Annotated in this window: 9 protein-coding genes and 1 pseudogene; 8 read left to right on the top strand and 2 right to left on the bottom strand. The window is 29.3% G+C overall.

Annotated features, from left to right (window positions below; all coding sequences use genetic code 11):
• Positions 1–134, top strand: a pseudogene (locus tag BUB36_RS19350) (IS6 family transposase); the annotation flags it as partial.
• Positions 135–337: 203 nt separating this feature from the next.
• On the opposite strand, the gene BUB36_RS17570 reads toward BUB36_RS19350, so the two are convergent.
• The gene (locus BUB36_RS17570) at positions 338–502 is read right to left on the bottom strand and encodes a DUF1540 domain-containing protein (RefSeq protein ID WP_073153309.1); all 165 of its coding nucleotides are present in this window, start codon (positions 500–502) and stop codon (positions 338–340) included.
• A 284-nt stretch (positions 503–786) separates the two neighbouring features.
• Between BUB36_RS17570 and whiA the strand changes: the two genes are divergently transcribed.
• From whiA to BUB36_RS17550, 4 genes are all read left to right on the top strand, one after another.
• Positions 787–1,743, top strand: a complete 957-nt coding sequence (gene whiA, locus BUB36_RS17565) for a DNA-binding protein WhiA (RefSeq protein WP_073153307.1) — start codon at positions 787–789, stop codon at positions 1,741–1,743.
• Positions 1,736–2,002 (top strand): HPr family phosphocarrier protein, encoded by a 267-nt coding sequence (locus BUB36_RS17560; protein WP_073153304.1) that lies wholly within the window; start codon positions 1,736–1,738, stop codon positions 2,000–2,002. Before whiA ends, BUB36_RS17560 begins: the two co-directional genes overlap by 8 nt.
• Before the next feature lie 256 nt (positions 2,003–2,258).
• The gene (locus BUB36_RS17555; RefSeq protein ID WP_073153301.1) at positions 2,259–3,380 is read left to right on the top strand and encodes an HD-GYP domain-containing protein; all 1,122 of its coding nucleotides are present in this window, start codon (positions 2,259–2,261) and stop codon (positions 3,378–3,380) included.
• A gap of 257 nt (positions 3,381–3,637) precedes the next feature.
• Positions 3,638–7,141 carry a DNA polymerase III subunit alpha gene (locus tag BUB36_RS17550; protein ID WP_073153299.1) on the top strand — a complete coding sequence of 1,168 codons (3,504 nt, stop codon included), beginning with the start codon at positions 3,638–3,640 and terminating at the stop codon, positions 7,139–7,141.
• A gap of 14 nt (positions 7,142–7,155) precedes the next feature.
• Here the strand turns inward: BUB36_RS17550 and BUB36_RS17545 are convergent, their stop codons facing one another.
• Complete coding sequence (locus tag BUB36_RS17545) at positions 7,156–7,620, bottom strand: phosphatidylglycerophosphatase A family protein (RefSeq protein WP_073153296.1); 465 nt, start codon at positions 7,618–7,620, stop codon at positions 7,156–7,158.
• Positions 7,621–7,946: 326 nt separating this feature from the next.
• Between BUB36_RS17545 and BUB36_RS17540 the strand changes: the two genes are divergently transcribed.
• From BUB36_RS17540 to BUB36_RS17530, 3 genes are all read left to right on the top strand, one after another.
• A complete protein-coding gene (locus BUB36_RS17540; RefSeq protein WP_073153294.1) occupies positions 7,947–8,132 on the top strand; it encodes a glutamate decarboxylase in 186 nt (61 codons plus the stop codon).
• A 245-nt stretch (positions 8,133–8,377) separates the two neighbouring features.
• Positions 8,378–9,337: a 6-phosphofructokinase gene (gene pfkA / locus BUB36_RS17535; RefSeq protein WP_073153292.1), complete on the top strand. Its 960-nt coding sequence runs from the start codon at positions 8,378–8,380 to the stop codon at positions 9,335–9,337.
• 30 nt (positions 9,338–9,367) lie between these two features.
• A partial coding sequence (locus tag BUB36_RS17530) for a pyruvate kinase (protein WP_242655902.1) occupies positions 9,368–9,931 on the top strand: 564 nt, incomplete at its 3' end.

Genomic DNA, 9,931 nt, shown 5'->3' with positions numbered 1-9,931 from the left:
ACTTAATTAGTATGTTTGTATTTTTCTATAATTTTGTAAGACCTCATTCATCTCTTAATGGTTTAACACCTGCTCAAGTTGCTGGATTAAATCTAAATGATAAAGAGAAGAAAAAATATCCTCTTGTAGCATAATTTTTGCTTGAATTTCGCCTAATTATTTTTTAAATGTTCGTCCTTGAAATTGTCAAGGGCGTGCGTTAGCACGTTCATTTTACCCTTGACAATTTTAAGGACGAACTTTTATCATCCTTCAGGCGAAATTTAAAGCAATCTGAAGTAATTCTATAAAACATTGTACTATTTTTTCATATTAAGTTTACAAAGCCTTATATAATCTATTTATTTTCGTATTCAAAGCTGCCGCAATCAGTGGCTTCTATAGATTTAGCCTCATTATGATGCTTAACAACTTGGATATCATTTAAGCTGCAATATGGTTGATTTTTAGCATGGTATTTACATTCTGTTACAGTACATCCAATACTTTTATTTATATTCACGAAATCACCTCCTTCTAAGCTTCATGAATATTATTAACCCATTTAAAAGACATTATTCTTAAAATAGATGTGTAATTAATTAGTATATATACAAAATTTACTTTGTTAAAATGTTAATGATTATTTTAAAATTTGTGATATAATATAAAAAATAAATTAAAATATAATATAGTAGTTTTTATGTATTGCTATTAACATGGTTTTGGATTTTGGGAAATTATCGAAAAAAGTAAATTTAAATAAACTAATATATAAAGCTCTAATTTTACAAAGTTGGTGATTATATGTCATTTTCATCTAAAACAAAAAATGAACTTGTAAGAAAAATGTTTGAAAATAAGTGTTGTCAATTTGCAGAAGCATCATCTTTACTTAGAATGAGTGGAACTATACAATTGGCTGGACTAAATAGGGTAAATATAAGTGTTACAACAGAAAATCCAGCTATAGCAAGGCTGATTTTTAAGCTGTTTAAGAATAAACTTGGTGTTAATACGGAAGTTCTAGTTAAAAAAAATAAGGTTCTAAAAAAAGGAAATACATATGTAATTTTAATTACAGATGCAACAAAGGTTTTACAAAAACTTGAGATTATTAATTTTGATAATGATAGCTTTAATATAAATTATAAATTACCTAAAAATCTTTTGAAAAATGAATGCTGTAAAAGAGCATATTTAAGAGGTGCATTTCTAGGTGGAGGTTCTGTTAGTGATCCTGAGAAAACATATCATCTTGAATTTGTAACCCATAATGAAGAATTTAGTAAGGAACTGTGCAATTTAATAAACAGTTATAATCTTAAAGCAAAGGTTATCCTCAGAAAAAATAACTATATTGTGTATTTGAAAGAAGGGGATCAGATAGTAGATTTATTAAACATAATAGGAGCACACAATGCGTTATTAAATTTAGAAAATATTAGGATAATTAAACAGATGAGGAACAATGTTAATAGAATAGTGAATTGTGAGACTGCTAATTTAAGTAAAATAGTTGAGGCATCAATACGTCAAATAAATAATATTCAATATATTGAGAAAACAACTGGATTTAAGGTATTACCCAAAAACTTGAGAGAGATTGCAGAGTTAAGACTTAAATATAAAAATGCAAGTTTAAAGGAACTTGGACAAATGCTAAATCCTCCAGTAGGTAAATCAGGAGTGAACCATAGATTGAGAAAGATTGAAAAAATAGCTGATAAATTGAGAAGGAAGGGAGAATCTAATAATGATTAAAAGAGATTTTATAATAAAAAATGAGATAGGTTTACATGCAAGGGCTGCAGCTTTATTTGTTCAAACAACAAATCGATTTGCATCGGATATTTTTCTTGAAAAGGATACTGAACGAGTAAATGCAAAAAGTATCATGGGTATTATGGCTTTAGGAATTTCACAAAATTCTAAAATTACAATAATAGTCAATGGAATAGATGAAGAAGAAGCCATAGAGGAATTATCAAATCTAATTAACAATAGATTGATAGAATTATAGAGCGATACTATAGTTTTTATGGGATTTACTAACAATATAAGATTATTAGATTAAAAAAACTCAAGAGTCTAAAGCTCTTGAGTTTTTTCGCTCAAAAAACTTAACTATAATGGATATAGTAGATAATTTAGGTCTTAATCCCTATAAAAAAAATGAAAAATATTAAAAGGTTTTAGGTAATAAATGTCGAAAGAGAGTAATATTACTTATTTTAATAATTACTATTTTCATATTTATTTTTATTGGGGGAGCCACAATGGGCAGAAAAATGATTAAAACTAATGTAAATGAATTAAAGGAAGGCATGATATTAGGAGAAAATTTATATGATTCATTTGGAAATATACTGCTTGGAGAAGGTATTGTTTTAAAAGAATCCTATATAGTTAAAATTAAAAGACTAAATATAGCAGATGTATATATAAAAGAAAAAACTCAAAAAATACATAATTATGGAGAAAAAGAAAATATAAAAGATCCTTACTTAAAGGAAACAAGATTACAAGCAAAAAAAATTGTTAAAGAAGCAATGGGAAAATTACATTTTAATGAAGTATTATTGGATAAAACTATAGCTATAGTAAGTAAAATGATAGATGAATTAATTAGCAATGATGAAATAATAATAAGCTTAAGGAAATTGAGAAGTATTGATGATTATACATTAGAGCATTCTGTTAATGTCTGTATATTGTCTTTAATTATAGGGATAGCAATGAAAATTGAATATAGTGAACTTATGGAGCTAGGTGTAGGAGCAATGCTACATGATATTGGAAAAAGGTTTATTCCCAAGGAAATTTTAAACAAGCCTAGCCCTTTAACTTTAAAGGAATATGAAATAGTTAAAAATCATACCACATATGGTTATAATATTCTTAAGAAAAGTAAAAAAATAAGTGAAATAGCTGCTGAGATAGCTTTATGTCATCATGAGCGTCTTGATGGAAATGGCTATCCAAATAAAAGGATGGCAAGTGAGATTAATACATATTCAAAAATTGTTGCTTTATGCGATGTATACGATGCATTAACATCAGATAGAGTATATAAGAAAAAGATAGAACCTCATAAAGCTTTGGAGTACATATGCAAAATGGTAAATATTCAATTTGATGCTCAAATAGTTAAGAAATTAATAGATTGTATTGGAATTTATCCTATTGGGAGCCTAGTTAAGCTAAGTACAAATGAAATAGGACTAGTTGTTGATATAAATAAAATTAATCCAACTAAACCAGTAATAAAAATACTTTTGGACGAAAAAGGCAGAAAAATTCATAATTATTTTGAAGTAGATATAAGCAAAAATCCAACTATTAAAATTAATGATGTCATTCCAAAATTTGAAGGTGATTTTAAATTTACAAATTTTTAATAAGCCCTACATAGTTTCATTTAAAGTTAAGAATATTGTTTTTAGAAATTTCAGCTGCCATAACGGCAGTTTTTTAAATTTATTTTATTTTTAGCTACAGTTTTCTTGAATATGGAGAATATACTCTAAAAGATCAAATGAAGGGGATTTATAATAAAATTATTAGATTATTTACATCATAAATAGTATAATTAAGACAGAAAAGGTTTGAAGCAAAGTTTTTTGTTTTTGTAAAGATTTAGAAAGGATGAAGGCATATGACAAATAAATTTGTACATCTTCATCTGCATAGTGAATATAGTTTATTAGATGGATATACAAGGATTTCAAAGCTATTTGCTAAAGTTGAAGAATTGGGTATGGAAGCTGTGGCTATTACTGACCATGGTGCTATGTTTGGGGTCATAGATTTTTATAAAGAAGCAAAGAAATATGGTATAAAGCCTATAATAGGATGTGAAGTTTATACTGCAAGGCGAACTCGTTTCCAAAAAGATCCTGTAAAGGATAAAAGCATGGGGCATTTAGTTTTACTTGCAAAAAACAATAATGGATATAACAATTTAATAAAAATTGTATCAAAGGGTTATACAGAGGGATTCTACTATAAACCTAGAATAGATATTGAGGTATTAGAAAAATATAGTGATGATATAATTTGTCTTAGCGCTTGTCTTGCAGGAGATATTAATAGCAAGCTTTTAGATGGTAATTATAAAGGGGCCAAAGAACTGGCACTAAAGCTAAACGATATTTATGGTCATGGCAATTTTTATCTAGAAATACAAGATCATGGTATTAAAGAACAGAAGGTATTAAATAGAGATATTCTAAAACTTAGTAAAGAAACGGGAATACCATTAGTTGCAACTAATGATGTACATTATTTAAATAAAGAAGACCATATCCCACACGATATACTTCTTTGTATACAAACAGGTAAAACTTTACAGGATGAAGATAGGATGAAATTTCCAAGCAGTGAATTTTATTTAAAATCTTCAGATGAGATGGCTAAGCTGTTTTCATATGCTCCAGAGGCTATTGAAAATACTATTAAGATAGCTGAAATGTGCAATGTTACATTTGATTTTAATCAAATGCATTTACCAGCATTTGATGTTCCCAAGAAATATAATCCAAATGAATACTTGAGAGAGCTTTGTTATCAAGGACTTAAAAGGCGATATGACGTAATAACAGATAAGATACAAGATAGGTTAGAATATGAGCTTAACACGATAGAAGAAATGGGTTATGTAGATTACTTTTTAATTGTATGGGATTTTATAAGGTATGCAAAAGAAAATGGAATTTTGGTTGGACCTGGTAGAGGAAGTTGTGGTGGTAGTATTGTAGCTTATACACTCCATATAACAGACATAGATCCAATACAGTATAATTTAATATTTGAGAGATTTCTAAACCCCGAAAGAATAACTATGCCAGATATAGATATTGATTTTGAAGATGAAAGGCGCCAAGAGGTAATTGATTATGTTATTGATAAATATGGAAAAGAAAAGGTTGCACAGATAATAACCTTTGGAACAATGGCAGCTAGAGGAGCCATAAGGGACGTAGGAAGGGTATTGAATATGCCCTATGGGGAAGTAGATAAAATAGCTAAGGAAATACCCCATCAACTTGGTATAACCATTGAAAAGGCATTAGAATTAAGCCCTAAACTTAAATCAATATATCAAAAAAATGATAAAGCAAAATATTTAATTGATATAGCCATGGCAGTAGAAGGGATGCCTCGCCATGCTTCAACCCATGCTGCAGGAGTAGTGATATCAAAAAAAGCCATTGATGAATACGTTCCCTTATATCTACATGATGATAACGTAACTACTCAATTTAATATGACATTGTTAGAAGAATTAGGGCTCCTAAAGATGGATTTTCTTGGGTTAAGAAATTTGACAGTAATAAAGGATGCCATAAAACTTATAAAGGATAATAAAGATATTGATATTGATCTAGAAAAAATACCATATGATGATCCTGAAGTCTATAAATTAATAAGTAGCGGTGAAACTTTAGGAGTTTTCCAACTTGAAAGCTCTGGTATGAGGCAGTTTATGAAGGAATTAAGGCCTGAATGTCTTGAAGATATAATTGCTGGTATATCTCTTTTTAGACCGGGACCTATGGACTCTATTCCTAAATATATAGAAAATAAGAATAATCCTGATAAAATAACTTATATACACCCAAAGCTAGAGCCAATACTAAAGGTCACCTACGGTTGTCTAGTCTATCAAGAGCAAGTTATGCAAGTGGTTAGGGAATTAGGTGGCTATAGCTATGGAAGAAGCGACCTTGTAAGAAGAGCTATGGGAAAAAAGAAAATGGATGTAATGGAGAAGGAAAGGCGGTACTTTATAAATGGAAAAGTAGATGAAGAGGGAAATATTGAAATAGCAGGATGTATAAGAAATGGAATAAGTGAGAAAGATGCTAATATAATCTTTGATGATATGATTGATTTTGCAAAATATGCTTTTAATAAAAGTCATGCTGCAAGCTATGCTGTTTTAGCTTATCAAACAGCATATCTTAAATGTCATTTTCCAGTAGAATTTATGGCAGCCCTTATGACTAGTGTAATGGGCAATTCATCAAAAATTGCTCAATATATAGGCGATTGCAAGAGAATGAATATAGATATATTACCACCTAGTATAAATGAAAGTTTAGCTAAATTTACTGTTTCTAAGGATAAAATTAGGTTTGGATTATTAGCTATAAAAAATGTAGGAACTGGCATTATTGACTCAATAGTAAAAACAAGAAATCAAAAGGAGTTTACTAGCTTTATTGATTTTTGTGAAAGAATAGAAACAAAGGAATTAAATAAGAGAGCTGTAGAAAGCATGATAAAGGCTGGAGTGTTTGATGAACTAAATATAACTAGAGCTGCTTTGCTTGCGGCTTATGAAAAGGTGATTGAGAGTGTACAACAAGACAGAAGAAAAAATATAGCTGGTCAAGTATCCTTGTTTAATTTTTATAAGAATGACCTTCCAGATACCATAAAAAATGATATTCTTCCTGATGTTAATGAATTTCCTGATAAATATTTATTGAATTTTGAAAAGGAAATGCTTGGCATTTATTTGAGTGGTCATCCACTTTCAGAATATGAAGATTTAATAAATATGGTTTCTAGCTTAAATACAGGTGATTTAAAGGAGATGGGAGAAAATGATACAAAGCAAGGATTACGGGATGGGCAAAGAATAGTAATACCTGGTATAGTAATGAAAAAACAGGATAAAACAACGAAGAACAATAATTTAATGGCTTTTTTGACTTTGGAAGACATGTTTGGAACCGTAGAAATAATAGTGTTTCCAGGAGTCTATGATAGATGTAGTAAGTTTTTATTTGAAGATAGCATAATAATAGTAGTTGGAAAGATAAATTTAAAGGAAGATGAAGATCCTAAAATAATAGCCGAGAATATTGTAGCTTTAACTAAAGAAAATGTTGATATGATTGCAAGTAAAAAAAATCCACCAGCTCAGAGGAATAAAAAGGTATATATAAAATTGAAATATAGAGACACAGAAATGATTAATAGAATAAAGAATATTCTTAAAAAAAGAAAGGGTAGAACTCCCGTATATATATATATAGAATCGGAAAGAAGAAAATTGCTGGCAAACAAAGATCTATGGATAAAGATTGATGATAGTATTATTAGAGAATTAAGGGATATATTAGGAAATGATGCAATAAAGATTTGCTAGATTGTGGGGTTGAATTATTGGTTTGCTTTAGAATGAGCTATTTTTGCAGAAGCTGCAGCTGCAATTCCTGCTACTAAGTCGTCTAAAAAAGTATGAACGTTACCGTTTTTAACATTAAGGTCCTTTAATATACCAATTTTTTCTTTGTCTAAATATCCAAAGTTGGTTAATCCTATTGACCCATATATATTTGTTATACTAAGGGCTAATATTTCATCTATGCCATACAGAGATTCATCCCTTTTTAGTATACTTAGAAGGGGTTCTTCTAGTTTATCTTGTTCGGCTAGGATGTCTAAAGCTATTCCTGTTAGGATTGCATGTTGAACCTCCCTTTTTTCTAGAACTTTATCAACACAATCTATACATTCTTCTATATCTAATTTACAATATTTTGATTGAAGAAAAAAAACTAAATTTGCTATATCTTTAATTTTTACTCCTCTATCTAGCATCATTTTTTTAACAATATTTTTCAAAAGTATACCTCCCTTATAACAAAAGATATAATATATTTTTATGAATGGGTGTATAGTTAATTATATGAGGAAATTGCATAATATATTTAAAGAATTTTTTAATACAAAATGTAGTAAAGAGAGTTAAGAAAGTTATCTACATATTGTATTTCAAAATTATTAGTGTTAATTATGCAAGTTTCTTATATGAAAAAATCAATATATTACTACAAAAAAATGTAAAAAATATAATGTAGATATAAGAATAGTATACTTTGTTCTATTGAAATTTAATTCAAAATGATTTAAAATTATAACAAAATCAGGTTTTGGAAGGGACGACATGTATGTGGACTGTAATATATATAGCGCATCAAGAGAAAGATGCTTATAGTATTAAAGATAAATTAAGTTCAGAAGGGTTTTTAGTCAAGATTAGAAGTGTTGGTAGTAGTAATGATGGAATATTTGAATTATTAGTACCAGAGGCTGAAGCAGACGAAGCTCATAACGTGTTGAATGATGAATACTGATTTGGAAACTGAAAACTTTATAAATATATATAGAGATTTCCAATAGTAAAATTTTATTCATAAATATTAAAATATTCGCATTTTGGGGATTTTTGATATGTATAAAATAGCTGTTTTACTGGAATATTTATAATAAAATATATTTATTTTCCTATATTAAATGTAATATTTTGCTGTTAAGTGAAAAGCAATAGGGAAGTTTTATTACTTCCCTTTAAATATGAAAGTTTATTAGGAGGGATTTTGTGAAAAAAATAGGTGTTTTAACAAGTGGAGGAGATTCTCCAGGTATGAATGCTGCTATTAGGTCTGTAGTTAGAACAGCAATTTTTAAAAACTTAAAGGTTGTAGGTATTAAAAGAGGATATCAAGGACTTTTAGAAGGTGATATGAATGATATGAATCTTTCCTCTGTTGGAGACATAATACATAGAGGTGGAACAATACTTGGGTCTGCCCGAAGTAAAGAATTTATGACGGAAAGAGGATTCCAAAAAGCATTAGATGTTTTAAAAATATTTGGAGTTGATGGATTAGTTGTAATCGGTGGTGATGGTTCATTTAGAGGAGCTGAGAAACTAAGCCAAAGTGGTTTTCCTACAATAGGGATACCTGGAACTATAGATAATGATTTGGGTTATACAGATTATACTATTGGGTTTGATACGGCTGTTAATACAGTTGTGAATGCCATAGGTAACTTGAGGGATACATCATCTTCCCATGGAAGAGCTAATATAGTTGAAGTAATGGGGAGACATTGTGGTGATATTGCATTATATTCTGGACTTGCAGGTGGGGCAGAAAGTATAATAATACCAGAAATTGATTTTAATATGGATGAAATTTGTAAAAAGCTTATTAGTGGTAGAAATCGAGGAAAGCTTCATAGCATAATAATTGTAGCTGAAGGTGTAGGTAAGCCCTATGAAATAGCCGATGAGATAAATAAGAGAACAGATATAGAAACTCGTGTAACTATAATGGGACACTTACAAAGAGGAGGGACGCCAACTGCCCAGGATAGGGTTTTGGCAAGTAGACTAGGGGCTAGAAGTGTAGAACTTCTTTTAGAAGGAAAAAAAGGGAGAGTCGTAGGGATAAAACAAAATGTGATAGTCGATTTAGATATAGATGAAGCCCTTAAAATAGATAAGGAAATAGATAAAGGCATGTATGAACTTACTAAAATATTATCTATTTGATAAATCAATAATAATATAAGAGGTGAAAACATGAGAAAAACAAAGATTGTTTGTACGATCGGACCAGCAAGTGAATCAAAGGCAATATTTACTGAATTGGTGCAAAGTGGACTTAATGTTGCAAGATTAAACTTTTCACATGGGAATCATGAGGAACATCTTGAAAGAATCAAAATGATAAAAGAAGTTAGAGAAGAATTAAAAATTCCTGTAGCAATTTTACTTGATACTAAAGGACCAGAGATAAGAACAGGAAACTTTGCAAAAGGAACAGTCCAATTGATCGAAGGACAAGACTTCACACTTACAACTGAAGAAATCCTTGGAGACGAAACAAAATGCAGTATAACATATGATAAATTACCTTTAGATGTTAAAAAGGGTAATAAGATATTAATTGATGACGGTTTGATAGAGCTTGAAGTAATAGATATACCTAATGATAAGGAAATTAAATGTAAAGTTAATAATGGTGGTACTGTTAAGAATAAAAAAGGTGTGAATGTACCAGGAGTAAAGATAAACCTTCCTGCAATTACAGAGAAAGATATAAGGGATATAGAATTTGGAATAAATAATGGAATTGACTTTATA

Source organism: Paramaledivibacter caminithermalis DSM 15212 (assembly GCF_900142245.1).
GTDB classification, from domain to species: Bacteria; Bacillota; Clostridia; order Peptostreptococcales; family Caminicellaceae; genus Paramaledivibacter; species Paramaledivibacter caminithermalis.
Note: the sequence above shows the minus strand (reverse complement) of the source record. Positions and strands in the feature narration are given on the sequence as shown.